16 protein-coding genes are annotated in these 15,179 nt (G+C 53.8%); 7 read left to right on the top strand and 9 right to left on the bottom strand.

Going from position 1 to position 15,179, the window contains the following annotated elements; all coding sequences use genetic code 11:
* Nucleotides 1–127 precede the first annotated feature (127 nt).
* Entirely contained in the window at nucleotides 128–1,522 is a 1,395-nt protein-coding gene (lpdA, locus tag GO984_RS02705; protein WP_157021001.1) for a dihydrolipoyl dehydrogenase, read from the top strand.
* A gap of 270 nt (nucleotides 1,523–1,792) precedes the next feature.
* The gene (locus GO984_RS02700) at nucleotides 1,793–2,317 is read left to right on the top strand and encodes a hypothetical protein (protein WP_157021000.1); all 525 of its coding nucleotides are present in this window, start codon (nucleotides 1,793–1,795) and stop codon (nucleotides 2,315–2,317) included.
* Nucleotides 2,318–2,454: 137 nt separating this feature from the next.
* On the opposite strand, the gene GO984_RS02695 is transcribed toward GO984_RS02700, so the two are convergent.
* Nucleotides 2,455–2,907, bottom strand: a complete 453-nt coding sequence (locus GO984_RS02695) for a hypothetical protein (protein WP_157020999.1) — start codon at nucleotides 2,905–2,907, stop codon at nucleotides 2,455–2,457.
* Nucleotides 2,908–3,003: 96 nt separating this feature from the next.
* Between GO984_RS02695 and GO984_RS02690 the strand changes: the two genes are divergently transcribed.
* The 4 genes from GO984_RS02690 to uvrA all read left to right on the top strand — a co-directional run bounded on the left by GO984_RS02690 (nucleotide 3,004) and on the right by uvrA (nucleotide 8,447).
* On the top strand, nucleotides 3,004–3,564 hold the full coding sequence (locus GO984_RS02690) for a TetR/AcrR family transcriptional regulator (RefSeq protein WP_157020998.1): 561 nt from the start codon (nucleotides 3,004–3,006) through the stop codon (nucleotides 3,562–3,564).
* Nucleotides 3,565–3,679: 115 nt separating this feature from the next.
* Nucleotides 3,680–4,216: a methyltransferase domain-containing protein gene (locus GO984_RS02685; RefSeq protein WP_157020997.1), complete on the top strand. Its 537-nt coding sequence runs from the start codon at nucleotides 3,680–3,682 to the stop codon at nucleotides 4,214–4,216.
* A gap of 133 nt (nucleotides 4,217–4,349) precedes the next feature.
* Entirely contained in the window at nucleotides 4,350–5,513 is a 1,164-nt protein-coding gene (locus tag GO984_RS02680) for an MFS transporter (RefSeq protein WP_342448055.1), read from the top strand.
* A gap of 81 nt (nucleotides 5,514–5,594) precedes the next feature.
* Nucleotides 5,595–8,447 carry an excinuclease ABC subunit UvrA gene (uvrA, locus tag GO984_RS02675; RefSeq protein ID WP_157020996.1) on the top strand — a complete coding sequence of 951 codons (2,853 nt, stop codon included), beginning with the start codon at nucleotides 5,595–5,597 and terminating at the stop codon, nucleotides 8,445–8,447.
* 138 nt (nucleotides 8,448–8,585) lie between these two features.
* Here uvrA and mmsB read toward each other — a convergent pair whose 3' ends face one another.
* The 3 genes from mmsB to GO984_RS02660 are packed head-to-tail and all read right to left on the bottom strand — an operon-like array spanning nucleotide 8,586 to nucleotide 11,652.
* Nucleotides 8,586–9,461: a 3-hydroxyisobutyrate dehydrogenase gene (gene mmsB, locus GO984_RS02670; protein WP_157020995.1), complete on the bottom strand. Its 876-nt coding sequence runs from the start codon at nucleotides 9,459–9,461 to the stop codon at nucleotides 8,586–8,588.
* 4 nt (nucleotides 9,462–9,465) lie between these two features.
* The gene (locus GO984_RS02665; protein ID WP_157020994.1) at nucleotides 9,466–10,506 is read right to left on the bottom strand and encodes an enoyl-CoA hydratase/isomerase family protein; all 1,041 of its coding nucleotides are present in this window, start codon (nucleotides 10,504–10,506) and stop codon (nucleotides 9,466–9,468) included.
* Nucleotides 10,507–11,652: an acyl-CoA dehydrogenase family protein gene (locus tag GO984_RS02660; RefSeq protein ID WP_157020993.1), complete on the bottom strand. Its 1,146-nt coding sequence runs from the start codon at nucleotides 11,650–11,652 to the stop codon at nucleotides 10,507–10,509. It abuts the gene before it with no gap.
* Between the two features lie 425 nt (nucleotides 11,653–12,077).
* Here GO984_RS02660 and GO984_RS02655 point away from each other — a divergent pair, with 425 nt between their 5' ends.
* A complete protein-coding gene (locus tag GO984_RS02655) occupies nucleotides 12,078–12,320 on the top strand; it encodes a hypothetical protein (protein ID WP_157020992.1) in 243 nt (80 codons plus the stop codon).
* 27 nt (nucleotides 12,321–12,347) lie between these two features.
* Here the strand turns inward: GO984_RS02655 and GO984_RS02650 are convergent, their stop codons facing one another.
* Genes GO984_RS02650 through GO984_RS02630 form a run of 5 tightly spaced genes read right to left on the bottom strand, consistent with a single transcriptional unit; the run spans nucleotide 12,348 to nucleotide 15,179 of the window.
* Nucleotides 12,348–13,313, bottom strand: a complete 966-nt coding sequence (locus GO984_RS02650) for an energy transducer TonB (protein WP_157020991.1) — start codon at nucleotides 13,311–13,313, stop codon at nucleotides 12,348–12,350.
* A complete protein-coding gene (locus GO984_RS02645; protein WP_167740196.1) occupies nucleotides 13,310–13,699 on the bottom strand; it encodes a biopolymer transporter ExbD in 390 nt (129 codons plus the stop codon). The genes GO984_RS02650 and GO984_RS02645 overlap by 4 nt, the downstream gene beginning before the upstream one ends.
* Before the next feature lie 10 nt (nucleotides 13,700–13,709).
* A complete protein-coding gene (locus GO984_RS02640) occupies nucleotides 13,710–14,093 on the bottom strand; it encodes an ExbD/TolR family protein (RefSeq protein WP_245230968.1) in 384 nt (127 codons plus the stop codon).
* Nucleotides 14,083–14,742: a MotA/TolQ/ExbB proton channel family protein gene (locus GO984_RS02635; RefSeq protein ID WP_157020990.1), complete on the bottom strand. Its 660-nt coding sequence runs from the start codon at nucleotides 14,740–14,742 to the stop codon at nucleotides 14,083–14,085. Before GO984_RS02635 ends, GO984_RS02640 begins: the two co-directional genes overlap by 11 nt.
* Nucleotides 14,739–15,179, bottom strand: coding sequence for a hypothetical protein (locus tag GO984_RS02630; protein WP_157020989.1), 441 nt, complete (start codon nucleotides 15,177–15,179; stop codon nucleotides 14,739–14,741). The genes GO984_RS02635 and GO984_RS02630 overlap by 4 nt, the downstream gene beginning before the upstream one ends.

Here is a 15,179-nt window from a genome sequence, read left to right as displayed (position 1 = left end):
GGTGGAATGCTATTGATAACAATAAGAAATGCAGGAGAACCTCTCTGTCAGGGTGAGTGTTTGCAGTCTGTATGGAAATAGTTTAATGGTGAACTAGTTTTTAAACCGCAGTGCTGAGGGACTAACAATGGCTACCAAATCCTTTGATCTGATTGTTATCGGGGCCGGACCGGGGGGCTATGTTGCCGCCATTCGCGGCGCGCAGCTGGGGCTGAAAGTCGCAGTGGTCGAGCGCGAACATCTGGGCGGCATTTGCCTGAACTGGGGCTGTATCCCTACCAAGGCTCTGCTGCGATCCTCTGAGGTGTTTCACCTGATGCACCGGGCCAAAGAGTTCGGCCTGTCGGCAGACAATATAAACTATGACATCGATGCAGTGGTGAAGCGGTCACGCGGCGTAGCCAAACAGCTGTCTGGTGGCATCGGTCATTTGTTGAAGAAGAACAAAGTTACAGTGGTGATGGGACAAGCGGTGATCCCGGCTAAGGGACGCGTTAGTGTCAAGACAGATAAGGGCACCGAAGAGCTAAGCGCCAAGAACATTGTTCTGGCCACTGGCGCGCGGGCACGGGAACTGCCGGGGCTGGAAGCAGACGGAGATCTGGTCTGGACCTATCGTCATGCATTGCAACCGCCACATATGCCGAAAAAGCTGCTGGTCATCGGGTCAGGCGCCATTGGTATCGAATTTGCCAGTTTCTATAATACACTGGGGACCGACACGACTGTTGTCGAAGTGATGGACCGGGTGCTGCCAGTTGAGGACGCCGAGATTTCCGCCTTTGCCCATAAGGCGTTCAAGAAGCAGGGCATGAAGATCATGGAAAAAGCCATGGTCAAAAAGCTGGATCGCGGTAAGGGCAAGGTTACAGCCCATATCGAGGTTGGTGGTAAGGTTGAAACCCAAGAGTTCGACACTGTGATTTCAGCTGTTGGCATCGTCGGTAACGTCGAGAATCTGGGGCTAGAGGCACTGGGGGTTAAGCTGGACCGCACCCATGTTGTCACCGATGAATATTGCCGGACTGGGGTCGACGGGCTCTATGCCATCGGTGATATCGCCGGAGCACCGTGGTTGGCGCATAAGGCAAGCCATGAAGGTGTCATGGTGGCAGATTTGATCGCAGGCAAACACGCGCATCCGGTTAAACCCGAAAGCATTGCAGGCTGCACCTATTGTCATCCACAGGTGGCCAGCGTCGGGTATACCGAAGCTAAGGCCAAAGAGTTGGGTTATGACATCAAAGTGGGCCGGTTTCCCTTTATCGGCAATGGCAAAGCCATTGCACTGGGTGAGGCTGAAGGTCTGGTAAAAACTATTTTTGATGCAAAAACCGGCGAACTGTTGGGTGCTCACATGGTTGGGGCTGAAGTGACAGAAATGATCCAAGGCTATGTGGTTGGGCGTCAGCTGGAAACGACCGAGGAAGACCTGATCAATACCGTGTTCCCACATCCGACCCTTAGCGAGATGATGCATGAAAGTGTATTGGATGCATTTGACCGCGTGATCCATATGTAGTTTTAGATACAGCCGTTTAGGTTGCAGTGCCTGGAGCCATGACTGGTTCCGGGCATTTTGCGTTTTAACGTGCAAAGCAAGCAATTATCCGCCCACTTCGCTATCAACATTTATCCGACTATGAGATCAGGGAAAAATTGTCTTGGCAAGTCGACTACAGAGTTGAAAATAGCGGTTTTTGGTCAGAACAAACAAAGCATTCGACAGCACCAGCACGGGTGCCTAAATTGGTTTGGTGTACACTTGTTAATTAGTATAGGGGTTAACGTTATGAATACCTTTAAAACTCTCGCCATGATTGTGGCTGGTGGCTTTGTTTCTGCAACTTCAGCAGTCGCCGGTGGTTCAGTGTTGCCTGGCGACGGTAGCTTTACCCAATACGGTGTTGTGGACGGCTGGACCGTCTATGTCGATGTGGAGCGGGAATCCTGCCTGATCGAGCGTGTTGATGCCTCGGCCAATGTTGTGCAGATGGGGCTAACGGCTGATCACAAACTGGGATATTTGGGAGTGTTTTCCAAGACCGCTGAGTTGGGTAGCGGCAATAAGGAAAAGATCTTTATCGATTTGGACGGCACTATGTACAATGCCAAGGCGACAAAGATGAAAAAGAACATAACCGAAGGCTACTCCGGTGGCTATATTCTTGCCGACAACCCTCAATTTATCGAGGATCTTGCCCAGAAATATACTATGACGGTTTTCCCTGAAAAAGAGGCGTCATTTCAGGTGGATCTGGCTGGAACACACAAGGCAATGGAACTGGCCCGGAACTGTAATGCTGAGCAGGGCTGAGGCAACATCTGTCTGACCGTTGAACGACGGCTGGGCACTAGCCTGATCACCAGACTTAATCTGTATTGCACCTGCTGAGTTTTACCTCGGCAGGTGTTGTTTTGACAGGCAAATGGTGTGGAACCATATTGTGCAGCCTAATGAACAGGCATTTTCGGAACGTTTTTATCGACAAGAAAACTTTGCCAAATCGCCAGCGAAAAACCCAGTATTGCGACCGCGGCTAAAACTTGGCCGACAATCAGCAGGTGGGCCATTGCAAAAGCCAGCATGCCGAGCGCCCCGAGAGCGTTTACACCCAAGAACAATTTTGAGAACTGAACAGCTGGGGCAGCACGAACTGCAAATAAGACCACAAACGCCCATATGATAATTGAGAATGGGCCAAGGTAAGCATAGCCCCAATATATGTTACTGGCGGTCACATCTTGCCCAAATGCCGTCCAGACAGGACCGCCTTTCAGCTGCGCCACGAGTTCGGGGTAGTGGGGTTTCATTGGGGTCGCGGCAGTTGAGGAAATGCCGCCGATACCAGCTAGAAAAAGACCTGAGAAAGCGAGCCATATTGCTGGTTTTGTTCGTGTATTCATAGAATTGTGCTTTCATTATAAGGTGGTGTGTAAGGGGGCGAATCTATTAGACGTTACCGTGCAATAGAAAGTGCTGGATTTGAAAGTGAGAATAGAGTGCCCAAAAAAATTGCATCTAAGGACGCCTGGGTTAAGCTTGGGTTTCGCAAATTTTGTGTTGGAGGAGTTGACGCTCTGCGGGTGGAGGCGATGGGCCGTACGCTTGGGGTCAGTAAAGCCAGCTTTTATCATTTTTTCAAAACCCGTGATGTGTTCATAAATGACATAATCAACCATTGGCGGGACCTAAGAACCGAAGAATACATCGTGTTGAGCCAAGCGAAGTCAGACACATCTTTAGAAATCAACACTCTGATCCTCACTATTTTTAGTGCTGAAATTGAAGACGACTTTCTGATCCATTTGCGGCGCTTGGGACAGGCCAATGGAGCCGTACGCGACCTGCTTATCGAAGTGGAAAAGCAGCGTATCGACTATGCTTGCAGCTCAATTGAACGGCTTGGTTACTCACATGAGGTGGCTCAGGAAAAAGCGACCATCATCTACAACTACTATCTGGGATGGCGTGAACGTCAAAAAACTACACTCGGGCCTACTAGGACGCCCGCCGAGGAACTCACCCTGCTGGTCGAGCACCTTGGACTATGTCCGCAATAAGATTGCCCAGACCCCAGGCAGTTGTCAGTTGCCCTATGCGGTGTTTCGGTGTTCTGTGAACTCCGGTAGCGGGAACAGTTGGGGGATAGTGGTGCCAAGTCTCAATAGAATAGCAATGGCGAAATCCAGTCGCAGAATGATCCGCGAATTGGGGCCAAGACAGTTACATGTTGCTGAGATTTCAGGGAAGTGGGGCGAGATGTTCGATTTTGCCTCCTACCAACAATTTAGGTTTCCAGAATACGATATCTGCCAGGGTCCCATAAGCGGGGAAGACGGGCGTCCGTTGAAGTTTGATCTGATCCTGGCCAATCAGGTTTGGGAGCATCTGGACCGGCCTTACGGGGCAACCAAGAATATCCGCAAGATGTTGCGACGGGGTGGGTACTTCTGGCTGGCTGTTCCATTTCACATACCTTTCCACGCTGCCCCTAATGATTGTTCACGCTGGTCAGCACGGGGATTAAAGAACCTGCTGATAGAGGCCGGGTTTGAAGAAGATGCGATCCGGGCCCAACAATGGGGCAACCGCAACGCAGCGCTGCGGAACCTCGAAGACAAATGGCCGCCCGAATATGATGAAGCCAATGATCCGCTGGACAACGACCCTAAAATGCCGATTTGTGCATGGGCGATTGCGCAAAAGACCTAGGCGGGTGCCCAGCGAAATTGGGCTGAGAATTTACAAGATCCCCACTGGCCCCTGCGGCGTCTTCCCGTTAGTCCTGTCGGTATCTTGGCACGCTTCGTGATGTTGCGCGCGATTGAAGAAGTGCGAATTCAAAGTGACATCGACAGATAATACCCGCTGGGGCTTGATCCTGGTGATCTGGGCTGCCGGCCTTGGGGCCGCTGCGCAATATGGCAAGATCAGTGTGATCTTTGACCGGATGGCTGAACTGTATCCCCTGGCAGGAGATGCAATCAGTTTCACTGTGTCGCTGGTTGGGTTGCTTGGGATTTTGCTGGGTGTGGTCGCGGGCATGTTTGTCGCGGCGTTTGGATATCGCCGTACGCTGGTCTGGGCCCTGTGGATTGGCGCAGCTATGTCGGTGTTGCAAGCCTTACACCTGCCTTTTTCTGCTTTCCTAGTAACTCGCGTGGTTGAAGGCCTGTCCCATTTGGGACTGGTGGTGGCCGGCCCTACATTGATCGCGCAAGTGAGCAGTGACAGGTCCCGCGGCCTGGCGATGACATTGTGGAGCACATTCTTTGGCGTCGCCTTTACTCTGCTGGCTTGGTTCGGGCTGCCGCTGGTTAGCAAATTCGGTGTCTTGTCCTTGTTTGCCGCACATGCCGCCATCATGGCGGTACTGGCCGTACTTTTGGGGGTGGCCCTACGCAATGTACCAGTGCCGGCACGCCAACCCATTCCTAACATCGCTGCGTTGCCCGCACTGCACTGGCGGATATACCGCTCGCCCTGGTTGGTGGCCCCAGCAGCTGGTTGGCTGTTCTATACCGCTTGCTTCGTTGCGATCCTGACCGTGATTCCACCGTTTTTTGAACCCAACTTGCGTGGGTTCGTGGTGGGAATGATGCCGCTGGCCAGTATTGCAGTGTCGATGACACTGGGTGTGTACCTGATGAGGTTTATTTCAGCTGTCCGATTGGTGCAGCTTGGCTTTGTCCTGTGTATACTGATGGCTTTGTGGCTGCTTGCCTATCCAGGGTTGCCAGTGGCCTGTATTGCTCTGGCTGGTGCGATGGGACTGGTGCAGGGTGGTAGCTTTGCCCTTGTTCCGCAGTTGAATGAAACAGCGGCTGACCGGGCCCAGTCAAGCGGCGCAATGGCGCAGGCCGGAAACTTGGGGAACACGGTTGGTACGCCAATTATGGTGACTGCACTGACAGTTGCAGGATACTCAGGGTTGCTGGGGGTGGTTGTGCTGCTGTTTCTTGCTGGCCTGCTAGCGCATATCATCTTGGCAATCCGCCGCCGAAATTAAAATGTTCGCCTAACGTTCTCACTTTTGGGTTGGAAACCGCAAAGGTTTTCCCTATGTCTAGGGCGTCTTCTGGGGGGCATTATGGCTGAACTAAAATCCATCGAAGTGCGCGGCGCACGCGAGCACAATCTAAAGAACATCGACGTGAACATTCCACGCGATCAGCTGGTGGTGATCACCGGCCTGTCGGGCTCGGGCAAATCCAGTCTGGCGTTTGACACTATCTATGCCGAAGGCCAGCGCCGTTACGTCGAATCCTTAAGTGCGTATGCCCGGCAGTTCCTTGATATGATGGAAAAACCGGATGTGGATCACATCAGTGGTCTGTCACCGGCCATCTCAATCGAGCAAAAGACAACCAGTAAGAACCCGCGGTCCACTGTTGGCACTGTGACTGAGATTTACGACTATCTGCGCCTGCTGTTTGCTCGTGCTGGTACGCCCTATAGCCCTGCCACTGGCCTGCCGATCGAAGCACAACAGATTCAGGACATGGTCGATCGGATCATGAAGCTAGAGGAGGGGACTCGCGGCTATCTGTTGGCGCCCATCGTGCGCGACCGTAAGGGTGAGTACAAAAAAGACTTCCTTGAGCTGAGGAAACAGGGGTTTCAGCGGGTTAAAGTGGACGGTGCGTTCTATGAGCTGGATGAACCGCCGACGCTGGACAAGAAATTCCGCCACGATATCGATGTCGTTGTAGACCGGCTGGTTGTGCGCGAAGGCTTGGAAACACGTCTTGCCGACAGCCTGCGTACGGCGCTGGATTTGGCCGATGGTATCGCCATTTTGGAAACCGCCGCGGATGACCCCGAGCGGATTACGTTTTCCGAAAAATTTGCTTGCCCGGTCAGTGGTTTCACCATCTCCGAGATCGAGCCGCGGCTGTTCTCATTCAACGCTCCTTTTGGGGCCTGTCCGGAATGTGATGGTCTGGGGGTTGAACTTTTCTTTGATGAACGTCTTGTGGTGCCGGATCAGACTCTGAAAATTTATGACGGTGCTCTTGCCCCATGGCGTAAGGGCAAATCGCCGTATTTTTTGCAAACCATTGAGGCAATCGCCAAGCATTACGAGTTTGACAAGAACACCTCGTGGAAGGACCTGTCGCCAAAGGTACAGAACGTGTTCCTGCGTGGGTCGGGTGATGAAGAAATCATGTTCCGCTATGATGAAGGTGGACGGGTGTATCAGGTTGAGCGCGTTTTTGAGGGGGTAATCCCCAATATGGAACGGCGCTATCGCGAAACAGATTCGAACTGGATCCGCGAAGAGTTTGAACGCTATCAAAACAACCGATCCTGCGGGGCTTGTAATGGGTTCCGTCTGCGTGAAGAGGCATTGGCAGTTAAGATCGCTGGTGCGCATGCGGGGCAGGTCGTGCAAAAGTCGATCCGCGAGGCACTGGCCTGGATCGAAGATGTGCCCAATCATCTGACTGTGCAAAAGCAGGAAATTGCTAGGGCCATCGTCAAGGAAATCCGTGAGCGTCTTGGGTTCCTGAACAACGTGGGGCTCGAATATCTGTCTCTTAGCCGTAACTCAGGCACATTGTCGGGTGGTGAGAGCCAACGTATCCGTCTGGCCAGCCAGATCGGGTCTGGACTGACCGGGGTATTGTATGTGCTGGACGAACCGTCGATTGGCTTGCACCAGCGTGACAATGACCGGCTGCTGGGAACGCTGAAAAACCTGCGTGATCAAGGCAATACCGTCATTGTGGTGGAACATGATGAAGAAGCGATCCGCGAGGCAGATTATGTCTTTGATATCGGCCCAGGGGCTGGCGTGCATGGTGGTCAGGTGGTCAGCGAGGGCACGCCGGCAGAATTGATCGCCGATGCGGCCTCGATCACCGGGCAATACCTTGCCGGAACCCGCGAGATTGCGGTGCCTGCCAAACGGCGTAAGGGCAACAAGAAGAAGGTCAAGGTGGTCAAAGCCACTGGCAACAATCTGAAGAACGTCACGGCAGAGTTTCCGCTGGCCAAGTTTGTCTGTGTCACCGGGGTTTCTGGTGGCGGCAAATCAACTCTGACCATTGAGACCCTGTTCAAAACCGCCTCAATGCGGTTGAACGGTGCGCGGCAGACGCCAGCGCCCTGTGAAACCATCAAAGGGCTAGAGCATCTGGACAAGGTGATTGATATTGATCAGCGTCCCATCGGACGAACACCACGGTCTAATCCAGCCACCTACACTGGCGCTTTCACCCCGATCCGCGATTGGTTTGCTGGCCTGCCCGAGGCCAAGACCCGTGGGTATAAGCCGGGCCGGTTCAGCTTCAACGTCAAGGGGGGGCGCTGCGAGGCTTGCCAGGGCGATGGCTTGATCAAGATCGAGATGCATTTCCTGCCTGATGTCTATGTTACCTGCGAAACCTGTCAGGGTGCGCGCTACAACCGGGAAACGCTGGAGATCAAGTTCAAGGGCAAGTCGATTGCTGATGTTCTGGATATGACAGTTGAGGATGCCCAGGAATTCTTCCAGGCGGTGCCGCCAATCCGTGACAAGATGGACGCCCTGATGCGGGTTGGGCTTGGCTACATCAAGGTAGGTCAGTCGGCCACCACCCTATCTGGGGGGGAAGCCCAACGGGTGAAGCTGTCCAAAGAACTGGCCAAGCGATCAACCGGGCGTACCCTGTATATTCTCGATGAACCAACGACTGGTTTGCATTTCGAGGATGTCCGTAAGCTACTGGATGTGCTGCATGAACTGGTGGACCAGGGCAACTCAGTTGTGGTGATTGAGCACAATCTGGATGTGGTGAAAACGGCTGACTGGATCATCGATATCGGCCCTGAAGGCGGCGATGGCGGTGGCGAGATCGTTGCTGTGGGAACGCCCGAAAAGGTCGCGCAAGAACCACGCAGCCATACCGGACATTATCTAAAGGACATGCTGAATCCCAAGAAGGTAGCGGCGGAGTAGGGGGCTTGGCCCCTCTGCGCTTGCAGCGCATTCACCCCAGAGTATTTCTGGCAAAAAGAACGGTGTAGGGCCTCAGGTTTCTTTTTGCCTAAAATACTCCTGCCGGAGGCAGCGCGCCCAGTTGGGCGCGCTTTACTTTTACGAACGACGGCCGCGTTTTTCAAACCGGGGCAGCAGGGCGGAAAAATCCATACCCAGACCATTTTCGTTTTCGACAAACTGCGCATAAAGCGCCTGTGCCAGTTCGCCCATTGGTGTATCAGCATCCGCGCTTTCAGCAGCCTGTTGCGATAGACGTAAATCTTTCAGCATCAGTTCGGCTGCGAACCCCGGTTTGTAGTCATTGTCTGCCGGGGACTGCGGGCCAACACCTGGGGCTGGGCAGTAGGCGTTCATAGTCCAGGAATAGCCTGAAGAGGTAGAGACCACGTCGAACATTTTTTGCCGGTCCAGACCCAGTTTGTCTGCCAGGGCAAAGGCCTCGCAGGTGGCGGCCATGGTGACGCCCAGGATCATGTTGTTGCAGATTTTGGCGGATTGACCGGCGCCGGCAGCGCCACAATGTACTGCTTTCTGGCCCATGACGTCGAACAAGGGGCTGGCCGTGGCAAAAGCGTCATCACTGCCGCCCGCCATGAAGGTCAACGTGCCGCCAGCAGCACCGCCGATGCCGCCGGATACCGGGGCGTCGACAAACAGCAGGTCAGACGATGCGGTCTGTTCGGCCACTGCCCGGGCGGAGTCGACGTCGACTGTCGAACAGTCGACCAGGGTTGCGCCGGCTGTCATGGCTGGAATGATTTGGTCGGCCACTGCACGCAGGATTTGTCCGTTGGGTAACATGGTGATGACCACATCAGCGCCAGTTGCCGCTTCAGCCGCAGATGCCGCCATAGAGACACCATCGATCTCCACCTCAGCCATGTCAAAACCAGTAACCTGATGGCCTGCCTTGGCCAGGTTGGCCGCCATTGGGCCGCCCATGTTGCCCAGTCCAATAAATCCAATTTTCATCTGTTTATCCTTCCTCGAAAGTCAGCGTTTCAGCTCCCAGCGGCATTAGCATCTGGCTGGTGGCGCTGGTGGGAACATCCATGTCGCTGTGATGCCACTGCGGCTTGCGATCTTTGTCGATAATGGCGGCGCGAATACCTTCCAGAAAATCGCCCCTTTCCATTGCGCGGTAAGTAAAGCGATATTCCAGTTCCAACGCTGTGCGGATGCTAGGTTCTGGGCCGCGTAAACGGTGCAACAGCTCTGCCGTGCAAGCCATCGATAGCGGCGAGTTTCGCCCAAGAGATTTGAGCGTGGCAGCTGAAAACGCACCGTCATCATTGCGCAGTGAATTTAGAATATCGCTTAGTGTCTCACCAGCAAAGTGGCGATCAATGTCGCCCTGAAGATCGCGCAGTTTCCCTGTGGGAGGGACGTCGGCGCTGGCGGTTAGGCAGGCCAAATCGCCGTCTGACTCGAGCGAAGAGATCAAACTGGGCCATTGATCTTTCGGAATGAAGAGGTCAGCAAAGCCTGCCAGAATGGCATCGTCTGCCACCATACGAAACCCGGTCAGACCAAGGTATTCACCCAGCCGGCCCGGGGCCTGTGATAAAATCAAGGTGCCGCCGACATCGGGGACCAGACCAATGCCCACCTCGGGCATGGAGATCTGGCTGGTTTCGCACAATATGCGGTGGGTGCCATGGCATCCAATGCCAACGCCGCCACCCATGGTAAAACCTTGCATGAAGCTGACGATGGGTTTGCCATATTCAAACATACGGGCGTTCAGGCGATATTCATCGCTCCAGAACTTGCGGCCATAGGCATAGTCGCCTTTGGTGCCGCTGTCGTATAACTCTGCAATGTCACCTCCCGCGCAGAAGGCCTTGTCCCCGGTTGCATCGATCACAACCAGTTGTACGGTATCGTTTGTGGCCCAGTCCTTTAGTGCTGCGTCTATGGCCATGCACATGTCATAGGACAGTGCATTCAATGCCTTAGGGCGGGTCAGTGTAATGCGGCCAGCTTTGCCGGTAATGCGAATGTCGATGTCAGACATTTATTGGTTCTCGGCTAACAGATGGCGCGCGACAATTACCCGCATGATTTCATTGGTGCCTTCCAGGATTTGGTGAACGCGCAGGTCGCGAACGATTTTTTCAATGCCGTAGTCCGCCAGATAGCCGTAACCGCCGTGCAGTTGCAGGCAGCCGTTGGCCACGTCAAAGGCAACGTCAGTGACCATTAGTTTGGCCATTGCGCAGAATTTGCTGGCGTCTGGGGCACCATTGTCGAGTTTCCATGCCGCCTGACGCAAAAAGGTGCGGGAGGCCTGAAGTTTGGTTTCGTACTCAGCCAGTCGGAACTGTAACCCCTGAAATTGGTCGATGCTTTGGCCAAAGGCCTTGCGCTCGGACATATATTGCAATGTCAGGTTCAGCGCCTGCTGAGCGCCGCCTAATGCACCAGCAGAGATATTCAGTCGGCCGCCGTCAAGTCCGGCCATGGCGTAGCTGAAGCCTTTGCCCTCGGTGCCGATCAAATTGGCAACCGGGACAGTGCAATCGTCGAACTGGACCTGCGCAGTGGGTTGGGCTTTCCAGCCCATTTTGTCTTCAAGACCGCCGAAAGATAGGCCAGGAGTGTCATCTTCAACCACCAGTGCCGAGATGCCTTTGGGGCCGTCAATGCCACTGCGCACCATGCAGATATAGGCATCAGAGTAGCCGCCACCAGAGATGAACGCCTTGGATCCGTTCAGAGTGTAGCCAACATCACTTACTTCGGCGCGCGTTTTCAGGGCTGCAGCGTCGGACCCGGACCCAGGCTCGGTCAGGCAATACGAGTAGACGGTCGACATGGTACAGAGGTCGGGTAGCCATTTTTTCTTGGTTTCATCCGATCCGAACTTGTCGATCATGCCACCACACATGTTGTGGATCGACAAAAAGGATCCCACGGCAGGGCAGGCCATCGCCAGGGCTTCGAAGACTAGGGTTGCATCCAACCGCGACAGACCTGATCCGCCATGTTCTTCCGATACATAAAGACCACCAAAACCCAACTCGCCAATTTGCGGCCATAACGCCTTGGGGATGGTTCCGTCTTTTTCCCAGCCTTGGGCATATGGAGCAATTTGCTCCTGCCCGAATGCATAGGCCATGTCGAAAATGGCGTTTTGTTCCTCGGATAATGCAAAATCCATGGCGGGCCTCCGGTTTGATTAGTTTGGCGGCACTATACTGCCATCCATCGGGAATTGAACAAGTGTTTAGTTATAGGGTAATCGTTACAGGAATTTTTCATGAAACCGGGTTGGGTGTCGCTATTATTGCAAACTGAACTCGCAAATTTGCAAAGGGCATAGAGACAAAGTGATGGCGCTGAAGGTGACCACCACACAAAAAACTTAGACTGCCTGCTTTGCGGTCTCAAACCAGAGCACCCATCGGTTCCATCTAAACGGTCAGGCCAGAGTGTCTGCATTGTAAACGATGCCTGTCATGGCTAGGATACCTTTGCTTTCGCTGGGGGCATCAGACCGCCGGGCTCATAACCTGGAACCGTGTCGGGGCGTTTAGGTCGAGGACCCAGCGAAAGTGTTCACCCTGTCACGCTTGCTCAGCCAGAATGTTCAGCATCTTGCCCCGGATCTCCAAAGTCGCGGAACAGGTTTGGGCACTAAATTGCCTGATGGAGCATATGATCGGTTGGTCAGTGCAAAGTGCCTATAGATTCGATTCCGCTTGGGGGCCTCAGAGTATCGCCAACAGACAGGGATTCATGATTGATCTGGAACTGGTCCGCACAACTTCAGACCTGCCGCCACGTGAGGGTAATACCGTCACCCGTACAATCACACCGGCCCGGTAGTGGGGATCACCTGATCGGGGCGAAGATCTATTTTCCCTTGATTTCAACTGAATAACTGGTGCGTGCGCCCGGCGGAGGTGGAGGGAACGGAGAGGCGCGGCGGACCTGTGACAAGGCAATTCGATCTAACTTTGCCGAACCAGAGCTACGGGCCACGCGCGCTCCTGAAATGGAGCCATTAGGAGCAATGTTGAACGAAACGAGAGCCACGCCTTTGATGTTAACCCGTTGGCGTTTCGCCCTATGGATTTTGCGTCTGACTGTTCCGGAATAATTGCTCGCAGCGGCATTTCCTTGCACTTTGCTGGTGCTTGGATTGGTTCTTGCCTGACCTCCCGGACTGTTGCTTTGACCATCTGCAGTTCCCTGAGCAGTGGTGTTTGCGCCATTGCCTCGTGGTTTGGGCTTGGGCTTAGGTTGTGGTTTGGCTTCAGCTATGGGGGATTGAATCTCAGGTTTTGGCGTCAATGGCGCTCGCTCGCTCGGTTTTGCTGCGCCTTGTTCGGATTGTTGTATAGGGCGAACCACCTCGGGATCTGTGCGCCGCGCGCTGTCGTCTTGCGGAACGGCCTGCAATGCTGGTGCCGTGTCTACGGCTATCGGATTTTGAACTTGAGGTGTGACCGCTGACGCCTGCACTGGTTCGACTTTGGACAGCTGTTCGACAGGTTTTACAATCTGTTGCCGTGGAAGTGCGCGACTTGGCTCAATGGCCTGCGCGACCTGATTTTCAGCCAGAGGTTTTATGGGAGGCGTTATAGGTGGCGTCTGAGGACGTTCGATTGTGTCTTGAGCATTGGTGATATCTTGTGGCTTTTCTGGTTCCTGCACTCCCGCCGCCATGTTGGTAAAAGAGTTTCCTTGTGATGCAAGAGCAGTGTTGCCACCTTCGATTTGAACGTCGGTGTTGCCCTTCAAAAATGCCGGAGCCGCATGTGCAGCTGCGGCTAAGATCAGCGCGAACAATGCAACGCTTCGAGACTGCGGTGTCATTTCAGCCCCTTTTCAGAGACCAGCATCAATCGACCTGCACCGCCCTGACGCAGTAAATTACCCAGCGCCACGAGCCGTTTGGCCGGTAATGCACGGTCTGGAACGATGCGCACCACTTTCAATTCATCTGCAGAGAGGGTCGCCAGAAAAACCGCGGCATCGGCGAGGGGCTTTCCTTGTAAGGAAAGTCGGCCGTCGGCATGAACCACTAGTGTGTCAGGCGGTTCGCGTCCATCCAAACCGGTTGTCTCGATCAACCGAAGTTCCTTGTCCAGAGGCACTGCCAGGGTGCCTGCGATCATGAAAAACACCAGCATTAGAAATACGATATTGATGAGAGCGATCGTTGGTTCTTTTTGACTGGCAATAGGTTGCTTAATGCGCACAGGGCCGACCTCAGCTCAAAATCATTGTCTGCAGATCTTTGACCACTCGCAAGCTGGTCAACAAGTCCACCAATCTTTGCGACGACGTCACCTCCTCGAGGTTGATCAATACCAGATGCCCGCTGCCATCATTCGGCTGAGCCTCAACCAAACCGGCAATAAGGCTCATATCAACGTTTTGCGCATTCAGCATCAAACTGTCTTCGCCCAGCGATACAAACAACATCTGCTTGTTCTCCTGGCCATTGCCGCTTGCTGCGTTCATCAATTCGACCTCAGAATATCTTGAGAACGTTGAGGTCAGCATGAAGAACAACAGCAGAAGGAATATTACGTCAATCAACGAGGTCATCGACAGGCGCCGACGCTTAGGGCCTTTCAAACTAACTGCCATATACTGCTCGCAACTCTTCCACTTTGCTTGCCGAAGCGGCCGTCGGCGCAAACACCGTGCTCAGCGCCCGGTTTGCAAACACTCTCTCTCGTTGCATTCGGGCGGTAAGCCAGCTCAGCACCATGGATGTTGGCATTGCCACAGCCAAACCAGCGGCCGTTGTGAACAAAGCCACCCAAATTCCGCCCGCCAACATTGAAGGATCTACCGAGGATCCAGCCGCTTCCAGTTTTTTGAACGCTTCGATCATGCCCAGAACTGTGCCGAACAACCCAAGTAGTGGCGCCAATTGAGCAATGAGGTCGAGAGTACCCAATCCCTGTTCCAGTCGCGAGAAGCGAGCTTCGGCTTCGGCTTCGGTCCGGTCCGACAGTTTTCTGCTGGGGGGCTGGGTCAGCGCCATGTGTAGCACTGGGGCCAAGTAGGATTTGGTCTGCTGCAAATTGGCCAATGCCTGTGAGACGTCACCTCGGTCCCAAGCGTCAACTGCAAGGCTCAACTGTCGATGGCGGCCAACACGCGCAATTTGATATTGCCATATTTTGTACAACACCAACGCAGTCGCCAGCACCGAAGTCGCCAGAAGAACCAATACCACAGGGCCACCAAGATCGAGGACCTGCAACAATGCCGATTGGATCATAGTCATCCTATCAGCTCCATCTTGGTTAGGCTGCGCAGGGTTAGATTTTTGTGACATGCATCCTGTGGCAATCCTTCGCCCTTACAGGTGTCAGCACCATTGATCAGGACCCGGCTGATGTCATCGCACGCCAAACCGTCAAATTGAAATTGTCGCACACGCATGCGCCCGGCAGGCAAGTCTTGAAAATCCAACAGGGTCAACTGTGCGACTTGCCCATCTACATTGAACAAAACCGTCTCATAGACTGAACTGGCAATGTCCTGACTGTGACTGTTCTGGACAACAAAAGACAATCGGCAGGCTTCGCCGATCGCATCCGCTGCACTCAACTCTATTGAGACCGCGGGCGGTTTTACCGTTTCGGAAACCGCTGCCGAACCAACCAGCCCTGACAGCACAAGTGCTGTTAGGGCCTTCCATTTACATATACCAAGTGTCAT

It is taken from the genome of Parasedimentitalea huanghaiensis, assembly GCF_009753675.1.
GTDB classification, from domain to species: Bacteria; Pseudomonadota; Alphaproteobacteria; order Rhodobacterales; family Rhodobacteraceae; genus Parasedimentitalea; species Parasedimentitalea huanghaiensis.
This window is presented reverse-complemented; position numbering and strand designations above follow the sequence as displayed.